The organism is uncultured Sphingomonas sp., assembly GCF_946477935.1.
Classification (GTDB): Bacteria; Pseudomonadota; Alphaproteobacteria; order Sphingomonadales; family Sphingomonadaceae; genus Sphingomonas.
This window is the reverse complement of the sequence record NZ_CAMLAC010000088.1, coordinates 1-14,235: the sequence shown is the minus strand read 5'-3', so window position 1 is coordinate 14,235 and position 14,235 is coordinate 1. Positions and strand designations below refer to the sequence as shown.

The 14,235-nt window shown below is 67.3% G+C and carries 14 protein-coding genes; 4 read left to right on the top strand and 10 right to left on the bottom strand.

The features are described 5' to 3' along the window. The 7 genes from Q0U08_RS10820 to pelG all read right to left on the bottom strand — a co-directional run. Positions 1-178: DUF3492 domain-containing protein (locus Q0U08_RS10820; RefSeq protein ID WP_298091457.1), on the bottom strand; the 178-nt coding region annotated here is incomplete at its 3' end. Next, positions 175-1,023 carry a hypothetical protein gene (locus Q0U08_RS10815; protein WP_298091456.1) on the bottom strand — a complete coding sequence of 283 codons (849 nt, stop codon included), beginning with the start codon at positions 1,021-1,023 and terminating at the stop codon, positions 175-177. The genes Q0U08_RS10815 and Q0U08_RS10820, both read right to left, overlap by 4 nt. Further along, the gene (locus tag Q0U08_RS10810) at positions 1,020-1,973 is read right to left on the bottom strand and encodes a hypothetical protein (RefSeq protein WP_298091455.1); all 954 of its coding nucleotides are present in this window, start codon (positions 1,971-1,973) and stop codon (positions 1,020-1,022) included. Before Q0U08_RS10810 ends, Q0U08_RS10815 begins: the two co-directional genes overlap by 4 nt. After that, positions 1,970-3,445, bottom strand: coding sequence for a hypothetical protein (locus Q0U08_RS10805; protein WP_298091454.1), 1,476 nt, complete (start codon positions 3,443-3,445; stop codon positions 1,970-1,972). The genes Q0U08_RS10810 and Q0U08_RS10805 overlap by 4 nt, the downstream gene beginning before the upstream one ends. Beyond that, positions 3,442-5,154, bottom strand: a complete 1,713-nt coding sequence (locus tag Q0U08_RS10800; protein WP_298091453.1) for a hypothetical protein — start codon at positions 5,152-5,154, stop codon at positions 3,442-3,444. Before Q0U08_RS10800 ends, Q0U08_RS10805 begins: the two co-directional genes overlap by 4 nt. Then, positions 5,151-6,035 (bottom strand): endo alpha-1,4 polygalactosaminidase, encoded by an 885-nt coding sequence (locus Q0U08_RS10795; RefSeq protein WP_298091452.1) that lies wholly within the window; start codon positions 6,033-6,035, stop codon positions 5,151-5,153. Before Q0U08_RS10795 ends, Q0U08_RS10800 begins: the two co-directional genes overlap by 4 nt. After that, positions 6,032-7,429: an exopolysaccharide Pel transporter PelG gene (gene pelG, locus Q0U08_RS10790; protein WP_298091451.1), complete on the bottom strand. Its 1,398-nt coding sequence runs from the start codon at positions 7,427-7,429 to the stop codon at positions 6,032-6,034. Before pelG ends, Q0U08_RS10795 begins: the two co-directional genes overlap by 4 nt. 231 nt (positions 7,430-7,660) lie before the next feature. Between pelG and Q0U08_RS10785 the strand changes: the two genes are divergently transcribed. Both Q0U08_RS10785 and Q0U08_RS10780 read left to right on the top strand, forming a co-directional pair. Next, on the top strand, positions 7,661-7,831 hold the full coding sequence (locus Q0U08_RS10785) for a hypothetical protein (RefSeq protein ID WP_298091450.1): 171 nt from the start codon (positions 7,661-7,663) through the stop codon (positions 7,829-7,831). Positions 7,832-7,933: 102 nt separating this feature from the next. After that, positions 7,934-8,230, top strand: coding sequence for a hypothetical protein (locus Q0U08_RS10780; protein ID WP_298091449.1), 297 nt, complete (start codon positions 7,934-7,936; stop codon positions 8,228-8,230). Between the two features lie 16 nt (positions 8,231-8,246). Here the strand turns inward: Q0U08_RS10780 and acs are convergent, their stop codons facing one another. From acs to Q0U08_RS10765, 3 genes are all read right to left on the bottom strand, one after another. Next, entirely contained in the window at positions 8,247-10,172 is a 1,926-nt protein-coding gene (gene acs / locus Q0U08_RS10775; protein ID WP_298091448.1) for an acetate--CoA ligase, read from the bottom strand. An 89-nt stretch (positions 10,173-10,261) separates the two neighbouring features. Continuing rightward, a complete protein-coding gene (locus tag Q0U08_RS10770) occupies positions 10,262-11,698 on the bottom strand; it encodes a porin (RefSeq protein WP_298091447.1) in 1,437 nt (478 codons plus the stop codon). Between the two features lie 95 nt (positions 11,699-11,793). After that, entirely contained in the window at positions 11,794-12,753 is a 960-nt protein-coding gene (locus Q0U08_RS10765; protein WP_298091446.1) for a PQQ-dependent catabolism-associated beta-propeller protein, read from the bottom strand. A 126-nt stretch (positions 12,754-12,879) separates the two neighbouring features. Here Q0U08_RS10765 and pedF point away from each other — a divergent pair, with 126 nt between their 5' ends. Both pedF and Q0U08_RS10755 read left to right on the top strand, forming a co-directional pair. After that, the gene (pedF, locus tag Q0U08_RS10760) at positions 12,880-13,332 is read left to right on the top strand and encodes a cytochrome c-550 PedF (RefSeq protein WP_298091445.1); all 453 of its coding nucleotides are present in this window, start codon (positions 12,880-12,882) and stop codon (positions 13,330-13,332) included. Between the two features lie 4 nt (positions 13,333-13,336). Continuing rightward, the gene (locus Q0U08_RS10755; protein WP_298091444.1) at positions 13,337-14,182 is read left to right on the top strand and encodes an ABC transporter substrate-binding protein; all 846 of its coding nucleotides are present in this window, start codon (positions 13,337-13,339) and stop codon (positions 14,180-14,182) included. Positions 14,183-14,235 lie beyond the last annotated feature (53 nt).

Sequence of the window (14,235 nt, the reverse complement as noted above, 5' to 3'; positions counted from 1 at the left end):
GGGTGAGGCGAAAGGGCAGGGGGGCCGCGCTCGGCTTGATCGCCGCGATGGCGAAGCGCACGTCGGGCAGATGGGTGATGAGATCCTGCAGCCAGCCCGACACGCCCCCGATCACATAAGGATATGCCCCCTCGACGATCAGGCAGATATCCGCCTCCGGCGCGGTGCCGCCGGTCATGCGGCGGCTTCCGCCTGCCACCAGCGGGACAGCGCCAGCAGATCCGCCGGCGCATCGGCGGGCAGGTCGCCCAGCAGCGTATCGATCGCGGCAAGGTCGCCGGCGGCCCACAGGGCCTCGACCATGAGCATCAGGCGCTGGGGTTCTTCCGCCGGCATCAGCGCCAGTGCATCCGTGCGAAGATGCGCGCGCTGCGAATCCGACAACAACACATCGGCCCGCGCATGCTTCGCGAGCAGCGCGGCAAGGCGCGCCGCGGCCTCGGGATCGTCCTGTGCCACCGTCAGGCCCTCACGCGCCACTGCCAGATTCTGGACCACCCGCGACGATGCCGCGGCAGCGAGCGCGCGAATGGTCTGGTCTTTATCGGTCAGCGCCAGGGCGATCAGCGGCGACAGAGCGGGTTCGAAGGAGCGAACGATGGTTTCCACCGCGAGGCGGCGGGCGGCAACGTCGCCGTGCCTGAGAACGGTGTGCAGTGAACTCAGCGTGTCCGGACCGGCGTGGTGGACGCGGCCGTCCAGCATCCGGGCGGTGGCAAGACTGGCGCCGCGACGCGCGACGCGCGCGGGGCGGGGGCCGAACACCGCCTCCTCCGGCCTCGCCGCAAAGGAAGGTCGTCGGTTGGAAAGACGCTGCCCGAGCAACAGGCCGACCGGCCCGAACAGACCGAGCATCGCCGGTGCAAAGCCGATCACGCCGCCATCACGGAGCCAAAGCGCATAGGCGAGCGTGCTGATCACCGCGTGCGCCGCCAGCGCCCACGCCTGTCCACCCTCCAGAAACGCACCGGACCCGAGCCACGCCACATCCAGAAGCGCCAGCGCCACCAGCCATCGGGTCATGCGACCATGCCGGTCGGGCGAACCGGCTGCCATGCGCCCGGTGAAACGTCGGCGAGCAACGGCGTCAGCCATCCCGCCATCTCATGCAATTGGGCGGTGTGCGCGGGGTTGAGCGCGCCAAATGGCAAGGCGTGAATAACGAGGCAGCCGATCAGTGCATCGGTCTCCCCATCGATCAGCGGGACGACGGCCACGCCGACGCCATCCAGCACCGCCCGATCGGCGCGACGGGCGACGTGCAGGATGCCGGGCGCCTGCGCCAGCCGCTCGATCAGCACCCCAGGTAAACTGTCCCGCCGCACCGCGGACTGGCTGGCGTGAAGCCATGCCCGCGCCTCGCCCCCGGAGATGCGATAGCAGGCAAAGTCCTCCGTATGTGCCGAAAGGGCGATCAGCCGCGCGACGGCGCCGCGCCGTTTCGCCGGATCAGGGGAGGCCAGTTGCGCCGCGGTGGCAACGATATGGCCGATCGTGCCATCTTCGGTGACCAACTGGACCTGCAATCGCCGATTGGTCTTGGACAGCGTGTCGAATGCTTCCGTCAGCCGCAGCGTATTGCGGCGTGCGATCTGCTCTCGGCGCTGGAGGCCGGCATGGCGGGCGGCGCGCAGCATCGTCACTTCACCGATCACTACCGCGGTGACGAACCACAATAATGGCGGCAGGGACAGGTGAAGCAGATGGTCGAGATAGTCGCGCGCGCCACCGTCGGCGTGGACGTTGTTCAGCCATAGCGCAGAGGCGATCGCCGCGGCGATCACGCCCGGTCCGGTGCCATAGGCGAGCGCCATCACCAGCACGGGCAGCCAGAAGGGGTTGGGCTGGATACCGGCAAAGGCGGTGCCATCGGTCAACCAGAGGTCGAGCGCGACCAGCATCACGAAGGCGACAGCGATCTCGGCGGCAATGCGCGTCGCGCGTCGCCAGCCGTCGCGCGGCGTAAAGGTCATTCGCCGTCTCCCAGGCTGTGCGTGACGTGCGCGCGGGCGAAAAGCTGGCGGCCCGAAAAGCCCGGGCGGGTGATCGAGGTAACGCCGCCACTGGCCTCTACCAACCAGCCGATGCCGATCGGGGCGGCGATCCCCAGGCTGGCGGTGGGTCCGTCGCCGCCGAACCGGTCGACCGTCCAGCCGGCCAGGCCGGTGAGTTGCAATTCGCCGACCGCACCGCTGACCAGCGCCTGCACCGTATGATTCTCTCTGGTGGCGAGCGGCAGCAGCGGTGCAGCCCCGGTGCCGCGCAACAGACGCTGCACATATTCGGCTTCGTAGCGATAGGTGAGGCCAAGTGCCGGAAATTGGCGGCGGATGAGATAATCGGCCCCGGCGGTGGCCACGATCGTGTCGCTGCCGCCGCCCATTCCCGCCAGACCATAGCGGTTGGCGCCGGCGTCGGCCTGAAGCACGACGCCCGGTGTCAGGCGATAGGTTATTCCGATCGTCGCGCGCGATAGATATCCGCCGGCCAGTACCTGCGCGGGGGTGGAATAATCCGGCATGTGGCGCAACACGGTGGCGCGAAGCTGGGATTCGGCCGGTCCTGAAACCATACGGAACCCTCCCCCGGTCACGCCGTCATCCAGTGCTGCGGCGGCGATGAGGTGGATCCGAACCGTTTGCGTCATCACGGCGGCCAGCGAGGCATCGACGATCGTGGCATCGCGGCGCGCACCGTCATCGATCCGGCTGACGACGTGACGCACGCCGCCTCCGGCCGCCAGGGCAGGGGCGATCGGGACATCCGCGCGCGCCGCCAGTTCGAACTGCGCCAGATCGCTGCCGTCACGCGCGGTGATCCCCAGGATGGCGCTGCCGCCGCTCGCCGCCATTGCCCGGCGAGCGGCACGGTCGTCGGCACCCAATGTGCGGTAGTCACGCGCGGCTCCGCGAACATCGCCATCGGCCAGCCGGGTATCGGCGAGCAGGCGCGCAATTGCACGGTCGTCCGGATAGCGGACGGCGAGTGCCGCTGCACCGCGGCGAGCGGCGCCGTGATAGCCCGCGGCGGCATCCGCCTCGATCGCGGCGACCGCCGCATCGCGCGTGGCATCGATCGCGGTGGTGTCGTCGCCCGCTGCTGTCACCGGCGGGGCGAAGACCACGGACAGGGTCGTCCCTGCCTGCCGCCATGACATCGTCCAGCCGGGGGCGGGGCGTAGTACCAGCGTGTCGTCATTCCAACGCAGGTCGCCGATCGCCTCACCCGCCATATCGCGGAAAACGTCGATCTGCGCGGGCGGGAGGGGGCGATCGAACGAGGCGACCAGTTCGCCCTCCGCTGCCTCGACCCGCAGGACGCTGCCTTGCGGCCAGACGAGCTGCACCGGGGGCATTGCGCTTTGCCCTTCCGCCGGCACGGCGCCGGACGGTGTCGTCGAGGGCATCGGCGCGGATAGCGCCAGTATGGTCTGCAGCAGGATCATTGCGCCAGCACCGTGCGGGCGCGGCCGGGCTGTCCCTGCGCGATCAACAGGCGCGCGTGGAGTGCGGCGAGCGCGCGGTCCTGCGGTGCGTCGGTTCGCAGTCGGGCGACGATCGCGATCGCTTCCGCTGGTCGACCGAGCCGATCGAGCAGTTCGGCGCGGGGGCGGCTGAGCGGTGGCGTCTGTGCCAGCGCGCGTTCCAGCCAGGGGCGTGCCGCGGCCGTTCCTCCGATCCGCGACTGGACATCGGCCATCAGTCGCAGGGCGGCCAGATCGTCCGGCGCGACTTGAAGATGGTCTTGCAGCCAGCCGGCGGCCTCCTTGGCACGTCCCGCATTCCATGCCGACCAGGCCAGATCGAGGGTGTCGCGGGGTTCCGCGACCCCCGCCGCTACCCGTTGTCGTGCAAGTGCGTCGGCCGGGATCATGCCGGCCGGCGCACTCGCCGCCAGCGTGCGAAGCTGGGCCGCGTCGAGCGTGCGACCGTCAAGGAGCGTCGTCACCAACGCACGGGCCGCCGGACCATCGCCCGCCACCCGTGCGAGCGACAGCCGGGTCAGCATCACATCGGTACGATCGGCAAGCGGATGCCGCGCGACAAAGGCCAGCGCCTCGGCCGGGCGGTCGCTCGTCGCATAAACCTCCAGCCAGGCCCGCTGCCGGGCGGCGTCTCCCTCCATGGCTTGTTGCCGCAGCCAGGCGAGGTCGGCAGCCGCCGGCCGCGGGCCCATAAGAAACAACAGGCGCCGGGCAATGGGATCGGTGGGCAACCCTCCGCTTGCCGCCCGCTGCAACACGGCCTTGGCATCTTCTCGGTAACCGGCGGCGAGCAGTTGCTCGGCAATGACCGGACGCTGCGCATCGGCAGCCGCCGCCCGTGCGAGCAACAAACGGCGCAGTCCGTCGCGATCTCCGGCACGGGCCAGGATCGCTTCGCGTGCCGCATCATTGTCCGCGGGCAGGCGATCCGCCGCGCGCAGCGCCGCCGCCGTGTCGCCGCTGGCCATCGCCACACGGATGGCGAGCCACGGGTCCGCCCCGCGCCAGTCGGCACGGGTGGCGCGGTCCAACATCGCGATGAGTTCGGGGCGGTTCGCCTGATCGGCGCGGCGGGCAAGGTCAAGCGCCAGCGCGACGTCAGGCGGGGGAATGATCCCGCGCGCGGCGGCGGTGACGACGAGATCGGGACGGTTGATCGCGTAGGCGGCGGCGATCAGATCGGCCGCTGCCACGCCGCCACCACGCTGCGCCGCGGCGGCGACGAGCCGGGTCGCCTCCGCCGTTCGCCCCGTCTTGTGCAGCAGGTCGGCACGCAGCCGCCATGTCTCCGCGGTGACACCGTCGGGGCGGGCGGCCAGATATGCGAGCGCGACGGCGGGCCGCTTTGCCGCAACAAGGTCATAGGCGATCTGCAACGTGGTGACCGGCCGGCCATTGGCGATCAGGTCTGCGGTCAGCGCCGCGAGCCGCGCTGCATCCGCGGTACGGATTTCCGTTGCGATGGCCGGCGGCGTCGGGGCGGCAGGCGGCGGCACTGTCTGCGCAGTGGCAGTCGGTAGCGCCGACATGGCGGCACCTTGCGCATGGCTCTGCGCATCGCGAACCTCCAGCTGGTCGGGGAGCAGCCACAGCCCGCCGGCGAGCAGGCCGAAGCCGGCAAGCACGGGCAGGACGATCGCCAGCCTTGCGCGTCGGCGCTGCGACCTCATCCGGTCGGCTCCGGGATCAACCGGTCGAGCGCAAGCGTGGCGACATAGGGCTGGAAGCCGGCAGCGCGTTCGCGGGCATAGAGTTTGGCGACCTGCGCTTCGGCTGCCGGATCCCAGTAATCCAGGGTCGCCAGGACAAGGTCGGGATTGCTCGCCCTGGCGGCGCGCAGCCGTTCGGCCTGCCACGACCAGTCGCTGTCGCTGAGCAGCTCGTACCGTTTGGTGGTGAAGTTCCACCTGGACGCCATGGCTTCGCCCAGGACGATGTCGACCTTTGTCGCGACCTTGGGCAGCATCGCATAGCCCCGATTCAGCATGATGCGCATCGCGGGAAAGCGCGCGCGCAGCGCGGCGATCATTGCCGCGCCGGCCGCGACCATGCCCTTGTTGCGGACGGGATCCTGTCGCTCCATCGCCTCGATGCTATCCATCGTATCGATGAAGATTCCGTCATAGCCGAGCGCCAGCACGTCTGGCACGATCCGCTCGATCACCACACGACGCGCGGCGGCATGACGCAGGTCCAGCATCCGGGCATCCGGCCAGTTGGGGTTGGGTGGGCCAAGCGCGCCGACCTTGTCGAGCATCGCCGCGTAGTCGCGGCTGCGCTCCACCTCGCCCAAGCTGACATAGCCGAGCAGCCGGCTGCCGGGTCCGCGCAGCGGCGCTATCGGGCGCGGATGATGCGGCTCCAGCACCAGCAGCCGATATTGCCGCGCCAGGGCCGGATCGGTCGCCGGACCATAATCCAGCGCCCATTGCCAATCGTCTTCGGGGAACAGGGCACCGCGCGCAGCCACCGGCTGACGAAGGCCAAGGGTCAGTCCGAAGGCGCTGGCCGCCAGTATGCCGCGCCGGCCCAGATAGGGTGTGTGGGTCATAACAGGCGTCCCTGTTGGCCGACCACCGACGGGTTGTTGCCGACGAACAGCAGGTAGATGAGGTTCACCGTCGCTTCTGCGACCAGGGCCATCGCAACGCAGGCGCCGACCACCGCGCCCGCCATATAGCCCCAGCCGAATGCGGCAAAACCGTAATTCCATTGCAACAGGGTGGCGACCGCGCTGGCGATCGCAAACGCCGTCCATGTCAGCATGATGCGCCCGAACAGGTCATAATAGGCCAGCGCAACCGTTGCGGCGATCGCGATCAGGTGGAACACGGCACCCAGCGACGTCTGGCGAAAGGCGAAGATGGCCCGCGTATCCGCTCCGATCGCGTCGAACAGCGGCACCGCCAGCACCCAGGCGAGCGCCGCCACCAGCGCCTGTACCAGCACCAGCAAGCGCAGTGCATCCAGCAGCGTCCGCCGCACCTCCCGCCGCGCCTCCTCGACACGCTCCAGCGTCGACGTGCCGGTACACCGCGCGATCAGGTCGCCAAACGCCCGATCGAACCGCGTCTCCCCCACCACCAGGATCAACGTCAACCCCGGCACCATTGTCAGCAGCCCCAAGAAGCTGCCCTGGTCGTTGATCGGGTTCAATCGCAACCAGCCGATCGTTGCAACGCTGTCCGGACCGGCCCATAATAGCCACTTGTCGATCCAGATCGCTGCTACCGCGGCGGTCCCGGCTGCGGCGACAATGCGCGCCAACCCCGGTGTGATTGCACCTCGTAAACGCAATCTCGGTGGGGCGGCGAAATGGCAGTGGATTGTCCATAGGATCGCTGCAAGCGTCACACCAACACCTATGGCGATCGCTGCGAGTACGCCGCTTGCATCCCGGGCCGGGAGGAACGCCAAAAGGATAACGGCCAATCCAATGCCACCCAGATAGGCGAGCGGCACGGCCCGGTAGCGCCGCAACGTAGTGAGGAGAGGCGCTACGATCCAGATCTGCGTCAGCCATGCCAGGATGATGGTCGCCAACATTGCCCGCCCGGGCGACAAGCCTGCGAGAAACCCGAAGAGCAGCGCGCCCACTACTAATGCGATCGCGCCACCTGCCGCCAACGCAACGATCACGATGCCTGTCACCCCCGCAGCATCGCGCGCGAAGATGCGGTCGGCCGCCATGCGGGTGGCTAGAATGCCGATTGGGGCGGCGGCAAGTGCCGAAAGGCTGAATCCGTAGATCAAGACGGTGTGCACGATCACAGCGTCGGCGCGCAGCAGATGACCGACCGACCAACCGTTCAACGCTGCCATTGCCACCGCAGTGATGAGCCATGGGCCGGCGCTGATCAGCGCACCAAAGGCTGCGGCGCCGACGATGCCGCCGACCCCGCCATCCGTTGCGGTTCTCGCCAATTGGAAACCGATGCCAGCCATGACCAGACAGCCCTGATGCCGCTATTACATGAAGAAACCGTTCCCGATCACCTTGTGATGGCCGGCCAAAGCAAGGGATAAGCCTACCAGTGAGCCTGCATTGGGGTTCTGTCAGAACAGATGCAGCGGCTGTTGCGAGCGAGTTGGATATGGAAAGGCAGAGACATGCCTCACCGGGGCACCATTAAACCAAATGCGCCGGCTGTCCGGGAGAACCGGGTAGGGTAGGGCATGCCCCGCCCACGCAAGCCAGCCTCGCCGTTCCGCTACTTCAACTCGTCGCCCGAGGTGCCTCGGCTGGTGGTGCTGATGTACGTGCGCTTTCCGCTCAGCCTGCGAAACGTGGAAGACCTGCTGTCCGAGCGTGGGATCGACATCTGCAATGAGACGGTGCGGCTGTGATGGAACAGGTTCGACCCGCTGTTCGCCAGGGACATCCGCCGCCAGCTGGTGAACAGGATGCGGGGTTATCGCCACTGGCACTGGCACCTGGATGAAATGTACGTGAAGCTGAAGGGAAAGATGGTCTACCTGCGGAGCTATGGCGCTGTCCTGGACAAACTGGGCTGTAGCGGCCGGCAGGAGGTCGACCGCTGGGCAAACGACCGGGTGGAGAACAGCAACCTGCCGTTTCGACGACGAGAGCGGGCGATGCTTCGCTTCCGGCAGATGAAGACGCTACAGAAGTTCGTCTCGGTCCACGCCAATATCCACAACAACTTCAATCTGGAGCGCCATCGCACCCATCGACAAACCTACAACATTCAGAAGATATTTGCTTTTGGCTCAAATCAAGCCTGATTGTGCGGTTTGATGGCTAAGCGATTCGCTCTTTAATCAAAACCTCAACAATGTCTGGCGACGACAAAGTCGACAGATCTCCGATGTTCTGGGTGTCCCCTTCCGCAATTTTTCGAAGAATTCTGCGCATGATTTTGCCAGAGCGCGTCTTGGGCAACACAGGCGCAAAATGAATCGCATCGGGGCTGGCTACAGGGCCGATCGCTCGCCGAACCCATGATCGAAGATCGGTCCTCAGTTCGTCCGAAGCCTCTTCTCCCACGTTGAGCGTGACGTATGCGTAGATGCCTTGGCCTTTGACGGCGTGCGGCCTGCCGACGACGGCCGCTTCGGCGACTTTGGGGTGGGCGACGAGCGCCGACTCGACCTCCGCGGTGCCCATGCGGTGGCCTGATACGTTGATGACGTCGTCGACCCGGCCAGTGATCCAATAATAGCCGTCGGCGTCGCGGCGGCAGCCGTCGCCGGTGAAGTAGAGCCCCGGATAGGTCGTGAAATAGGTCTGGAAGAAGCGATCGTGATCGCCCCACAGGGTGCGCATCTGGCCCGGCCAGCTGTCGGCGATGCACAGATTGCCCTCGGTCGCGCCGGTCAGCACCGCTCCCTCCGCATCGACCAGCAGGGGCAGGACGCCGGGCAGCGGCTTGCTCGCCGATCCCGGCTTCAGGTCGGTGGCATGGGGCAGCGGGGCGATCAGGATGCCGCCGGTCTCGGTCTGCCACCAGGTGTCGACGATCGGGCAGCGCCGCTCGCCGACAACGCGGTGGTACCAATCCCACGCTTCCGGATTGATCGGTTCGCCGACGGTGCCGAGCAGGCGCAGCGACCGGCGGCTGGCGCGCGTCACCCAATCGTCGCCCTCGCGCATCAGCGCGCGGATCGCGGTCGGCGCGGTGTAGAAGATGTCGACGCCCAGCCGGTCGATCGTCTCCCAGAAGCGACCATGGTCGGGATAGTTCGGGACGCCGTCGAACATCACGGTTGTCGCGCCGTTCGCAAGTGGGCCATAGACGACATAGCTGTGGCCGGTGACCCAGCCGACATCGGCGGTGCACCAGAACACTTCTCCGTCGCGATAGTCGAACACGTCGCGGAAGGTCGTCGTCGCCCAGACGGCGTAACCACCGGTGGTGTGCAGCACGCCCTTCGGTTTGCCGGTCGAGCCCGAGGTATAGAGGATGAAGAGCGGATCCTCCGCATTCATCGGTTCGGGCGGGCAGTCCGGTGCGGCGGCCGCCAGCAGCGTATCGTACCAGATGTCGCGGCCGGGGGTCATCGCGACATCGCCATCGGTGCGGCGAACGACGATCACGCGTTCGACCGACGGACATTGCGCCAGCGCCAGATCGACGTTCGCCTTGAGCGGCACCCGCTTGCCGCCGCGGGCTCCCTCGTCGGCGGTCACCACCAGCCGCGCGTCGCAATCCTGGATGCGGTTTGCCAGACTGTCGGGCGAGAAGCCGCCGAACACGATCGAGTGAATCGCCCCGATGCGCGCGCAGGCGAGCATCGCCACCGCAGCTTCGACGATCATCGGCAAATAGAGCGTCACCCGGTCGCCCTTTCGCACGCCCTGATCCTTCAGCACGTTGGCGAAACGGCACACGCGGTCGTGCAGGTCGCGATAGGTGACGGAGTCCGTTTCGCCCGGCTCGTCGCCCTCCCAGATGATCGCTAGCTGATCGCCGCGTGTCTTCAGATGCCGATCGAGGCAGTTGGCGGACAGATTGATGACGCCGTCGTCGAACCAGCGGATGCGGAAGTCCCCTTCGTCGAAAGAGGTGTCCTTCACCTTCGTGTAGGGGACGATCCAGTCGATGCACCGCCCCGCCTCGCGCCAATAGGCTTCTGGATCCCGTGCCGCGGCGGCATGGCGGCGTTCGTATTCGGCCGCATCGATACTGCCGGCCCGCGCGATGGCGGGGTAGGTTGCGTCGGTCATGAAGTCTCCAGATGCGTGGCGGTCATCGCGCTGCCCGAAAGGCGTCGCGACGACCGCGGAGATCGGCAGATGCCGGTGGGGGCGTCGGGTCAGAAGAACAGGATGGCACCGGCGGCCAGCGCATCGGAGTCGGCGTCGTTGCCATTATGCGCCTTCGACTTGGTGTGCGTGTATTCGCCGATCAGCGTCACCCAGTTGGTCAGCCCGTACCGCAGCTGGCCGACATAGCTGGAGTTGCGGCGGACGAGGTTCGAGATTGCCTCGCCATCTGCGCGGCTGAGGTTGCTCTGCCCGTAGCTGGCGCCAGCGGTGAACTTGCCGAAGCCCAGCGTGCCCTGGACGTAGAAGCCGTCGCTGTCGCGCTTGCGGCCCAGCGCGTCGGTGGAGAGTAGGAACAGCCCGATCGTGCCGATCCCGGAGCCTGTGTAGTAATAACCGGTCAGGCTGGCATTGGCATAGGACAGCTTGGCTCCGACATCGAGGGCACGCCCGGTGTAGGCGGGCAGGGTGGTCGTCGCATCATGCTTCTGGATGAGGCCGCTGAGCCAGGCGTGCATGCCGAAGCCGCCATCGGCCGGCACCCGGTCGTACGTTACCTTGGCCTGGAAGCCGGGGCTGCCGTTGACCTCGCTGAAGCCCACCGTGGTCAGCGGCTGGAAGATGCCGCCCGACACCTGCACCCCGCCGAACTTGGGCGAGGAATAGGTGATCTGCGGCTGGAAGTCGGTGTAGATATAGCCGAGGCCGATCCGGCCCAGCGAGGTGTTCGACGGCGCGCCGTTGCCGGCCGCGGTGCCGACGGCGAGCAATGTGATGTCGTTGAGGATCGCGTCCGACCCGAACAGGCCGATGTCGCGGCCGATCTTCACCTCGCCGAAATTGGCGCGGCCGAAGGTCAGGTAGGTCTGGCGGGCGTCGATGCCCGACGTCTGCAACGCGGCAGGCGAACCCCCGCCGTTGGCGCCGGCATTGCCGAGATTGCTGTTGATGCCGGGATACAGGCCGAAGTGCGCGCCGACGTCCCAGCCGCCCTGGTTGGTCGACACCTCGACCTTCAGGAAGCCGGGCAGCAGGCCGTTGCGGATCGCCGAGGAATTGTCGCCCACGGTGGCGAGGCCGCCCGCGACCGTGTTCGCCGGGATCGCCCGATCACCGTCATCATGGACGTAGAAGCCGTTGACCGAGCCCGAGAATTTCAGGGCGACGTCGCCGATCATCAGGCCGACGCCCGAATCGGTCATCCGCACCATCTTCTTGTCGTCGAGCCGTTCGGCCGCCGCCTGTTGCGTCGCTTCGCCCTGCGCTGCGGCGGCGTTGACGGTCGGCTGCCCGGTCGCGACGGGGGCGACGGCTTGCGTGGACTTGCGGGCGACCAGAGCATCATACTCGTCGCTGGTCAGGATGCCCTTTTCCTTCAGCCGCAGCAGCAGCTCGTCGGTGGCGTCCTGCGCCTGCGCCGGCGCTGCCGCACAACACATCAACGCCGCGCCGGCGACTGCGCCCAACAGCTTGCCCGTTCGGTTCATATCCGTCCTCCCCTGTTCGCAAGGCCGTCGGTCGAGGCCCTTGGCCGAAAAGCTGACGGATGACGGGTGCGGGCGGAATTGGACTTTGGAGAGGGTCAGGGTGCGATCGCGACACCCCATGGCGCCCTGCCGGCGGGGATCGTGGCGATCACCTTATTGGTCTTTAGGTCGATGACCGACACGTCATCGCTCAGACCGTTGGCGGTAAAGGCACGGGTGCCGTCTGCGTCGACCGCGACCTGCCAGACACGTTGACCGACGGGGACGTAGCCCGTCACCTTGCGCGTGGCGACGTCGATGAGCGCGATGTGGTTGGCGCGGCCGAGCGCGACGAGTGCGCGGCGGCCGTCGGGGGTGAAGCGGATGCCGACCGGCAGCACCTTTTCGGGCGCGACGCCGGGGGGGGCGAAGCGGATCGTCTCGACCACCTTGTGCGTGACGGTGTCAACGATCTGGACCGTGCCGCCGATCTCTGCCGAGGACCATAGCCAGCGTCCATCGGCGGTGAATTCGGCATGGCGCGGGCGCGCGTCGACGCTGGTTTCGGCGACCGGTTTGCGGCTGGCGATGTCGATCCAGTGCAGCGCATTGTCGGTTTCCGAGGTCGACACCGCTGTCCTGCCGTCGGGGCTGACCGCCATGCCTTCGGGTTCGACGCCGACCACGATCTGAAAGGCGACGGCGCGGCGCGGCACGTCGATCGCGGTGACGGTGGCGTCGCGCTCGTTCGATGCAAACAGCAGCGTACCGTCGGGCGACAATGCGAAGGTTTCCGGGTCCTCGCCGGATGGCAGATCGGCGACGACCTTGCCGGTCGCGCGGTCGATCACCTGCACCGCATTGTCGTCGCTGGCGCAGACGTACAACTGCCTGCTGTCGCGCGACAGCGTGATGCCGCGCGGGCGTTTGCCGACCGGCCAGGTGGCGACCGGCTGCAAGGTCGCGCCGTCGATGACCGTGATAGTGTTGCCGCGTTCGTTGGTGACGTAGATCGTCTCGGCAGCGGCCGGGGCGGCCAGCATCGCCGTCAGGGCGAGAAGGGGGAGCATGCGCATGACTCAAAGGATAGCAGTCGCCGCCGCGAACGCCCCTCCTACCAAAGTGCAATGGGGTTTCCGCCGCGTGTCCCTACGATCCCCGCCAAATGACCGCACGTGGCAGTCGTTCGGGAGAGATGTGGTATGGCGTATCGTGGATCACGGCTGGTTTTCGCCGCATCCGTGCTGGTGGCGGCGGGTTCGATCGGTGCCAATTTGCTCGCACACGGCAACGTCGTGCCCCAGGCGGTCGACACCAGCGCCTTGCCCGACATCGTCGGCGGCAACGACACCTACGTCATCAAGAACCCGTATCGCGCGGATGCCAAGGTCTATGCGATCGCGCAGAAGATCGGCGAGAGCGCCTATGGCCAGAATTGCGCGCGCTGCCACGGGCTGGAGGCAATATCCGGCGGGATCGCGCCCGACCTGCGCTACCTCGATAAGGGCGAGGACGGCGACGAATGGTATATCCAGCGCTATCACAAGGGCTCCGTGCGCGATGGCAAGGTGTATATGCCGGCGATGGGCGATGTGCTGGGGCAGAAGGCGGGCTGGGCGATCCGGTCGTGGCTCGACACCAAGCACGAGGAATAGGCGCGTGATCGGACGCAGGGGGGTTCTCGCCGGGGCATTGGCCGCTGCGCTGATGTCCGGCGGAGCGTCGGCCGCATCGCTGGACAAGGTGAAGGCGGCGGGCGTGATGCGCGTCGCCGTCTATCGCGACTTCGCGCCCTGGTCGTGGCGGCAGGACGGCAAGCTGGTCGGCATAGACGTCGAGCTTGCCGAGATGTTGGCCAAGGCGATCGGCGTGCGCGCCGAGCTGGTCGACTTCATGGCGGACGAGGACGTCGGCGACGACCTGCGCAACATGATCTGGCGCGGGCCGCTGATCGGCGGATCGGCGGCGGACCTCATGATGCACGTCCCGTACGATCGCGCCTTCGCGCTCGCCAACGATCGCGCCGTCTTTCTGGCCCCCTATTACCGCGAGGGGTTCCAGTTGGCGTGCGGCGTGGACACCGATTGCGAGGTTGCGCCGCCGCAGCTGAAGGGCAAGCGACTGGTCGCGGAACTCGATTCGATACCGGATTTCTATCTCTCCGGCAGCTTCGGCGGGGTGTTGCGCAGCGACGTGCAGCATCTGACCAGCGGCGATGCCGCGCTAACCGCGGTCAAGGACGGCAAGGCGGATGCCGTACTCGCGACACGGGCGCAGGTCGAACATGCGCTGATGGGCGGCAATGCGAAGGTCAAGGTGCGTCGCGGGCCGTTGCCTGCACTGCCGTCGCCGGGCTGGGACGTCGGGCTGGCAGTGAAGGACGACAGCCGCGATCTTGGCGATGCGCTGGAACGCGCGGTTGCGGAATTGCGGAAAAACGGCACGCTGGCGACGATCTTCGCGCGATACGGGGTCAGCCCGACGGCGCCACTGAGCGCGGGGTAGGACAGGCCCGAAAACCTGCAGCCCGTCCCCTTGGCGCCACCGCGCCGCACGGC

What these genes read in the sequence shown, in the direction of transcription:
- pelG (WP_298091451.1), bottom strand. Translation starts at nt 7,429, where the DNA reads ATGGCTGGCATCGGTTTCCAATTGGCGAGAACCGCAACGGATGGCGGG.
- Q0U08_RS10805 (WP_298091454.1), bottom strand. Translation starts at nt 3,445, where the DNA reads ATGATCCTGCTGCAGACCATACTGGCGCTATCCGCGCCGATGCCCTCG.
- pedF (WP_298091445.1), top strand. Translation starts at nt 12,880, where the DNA reads ATGGCGTATCGTGGATCACGGCTGGTTTTCGCCGCATCCGTGCTGGTG.
- Q0U08_RS10815 (WP_298091456.1), bottom strand. Translation starts at nt 1,023, where the DNA reads ATGACCCGATGGCTGGTGGCGCTGGCGCTTCTGGATGTGGCGTGGCTC.
- Q0U08_RS10765 (WP_298091446.1), bottom strand. Translation starts at nt 12,753, where the DNA reads ATGCGCATGCTCCCCCTTCTCGCCCTGACGGCGATGCTGGCCGCCCCG.
- acs (WP_298091448.1), bottom strand. Translation starts at nt 10,172, where the DNA reads ATGACCGACGCAACCTACCCCGCCATCGCGCGGGCCGGCAGTATCGAT.
- Q0U08_RS10795 (WP_298091452.1), bottom strand. Translation starts at nt 6,035, where the DNA reads ATGACCCACACACCCTATCTGGGCCGGCGCGGCATACTGGCGGCCAGC.
- Q0U08_RS10770 (WP_298091447.1), bottom strand. Translation starts at nt 11,698, where the DNA reads ATGAACCGAACGGGCAAGCTGTTGGGCGCAGTCGCCGGCGCGGCGTTG.
- Q0U08_RS10810 (WP_298091455.1), bottom strand. Translation starts at nt 1,973, where the DNA reads ATGACCTTTACGCCGCGCGACGGCTGGCGACGCGCGACGCGCATTGCC.
- Q0U08_RS10800 (WP_298091453.1), bottom strand. Translation starts at nt 5,154, where the DNA reads ATGAGGTCGCAGCGCCGACGCGCAAGGCTGGCGATCGTCCTGCCCGTG.
- Q0U08_RS10785 (WP_298091450.1), top strand. Translation starts at nt 7,661, where the DNA reads ATGCCCCGCCCACGCAAGCCAGCCTCGCCGTTCCGCTACTTCAACTCG.